A 611-nucleotide genomic window follows, 5' to 3' on the forward strand; every position below is an offset into this window, starting at 1 on the left:
CACCAGCAGCCCGCAACCCACCAGCACCGCCAACTCCAGCAGCGCCCGCACCAGATCCGCCGTGCCGCGCCCCACCGGAAGCGCGGAACGGGCCACCGGCATGGAGCGGAACCGGTCCACCACGCCCCGATTGACGTCCTGCGCCACCGCCCCGGCCGTCGCCCCCATCCCGTAGAGCATGGTCATCACGAAGACACCCGGCAGCAGGTACTCCCGGTAGGGACCCTGATCGGTGACCGCCATGCCACTGCCGAAGACGTAGCCGAAGACCAGCACGAACATGATCGGCAGCGTGAAGTAGAGGATGATCTCCTCGGGGGAGCGGACCACGTGGTCCAGATTGCGCCGGGTCATCACCCGGGCATCCCCCAGCGCCCACCGCAGCCGACCGAGCCGGGTGCGGGGGAGGACCAACGGCGCCGGCGCGGTCACCGGTCCGCCGGTCCTTGTGCGTGTGGTCGTCGTTCCGCTCATCGTCCCGCACCCCCGGTCGTTGTCGGGCCCGTCGGGCCCGTCACGGCCCCGGATGCCGCCGGGCGGCCGGTCAGCCGCAGGAACGCCTCGTCCAGCCCCGGTCGCCGGGTACCGATGTCCTCCACCCACACCCCGGC

General features: G+C 72.0%; 1 protein-coding gene. It reads right to left on the reverse strand.

From position 1 onward, the window contains the following. On the reverse strand, positions 1 to 432 hold a 432-nt coding region (locus tag FNQ90_RS26005; protein WP_323380190.1), incomplete at its 3' end, for an ABC transporter permease. Between the last annotated feature and the right edge of the window lie 179 nt (positions 433 to 611).

The organism is Streptomyces alkaliphilus, assembly GCF_014141535.1.
GTDB classification, from domain to species: Bacteria; Actinomycetota; Actinomycetes; order Streptomycetales; family Streptomycetaceae; genus Streptomyces; species Streptomyces alkaliphilus.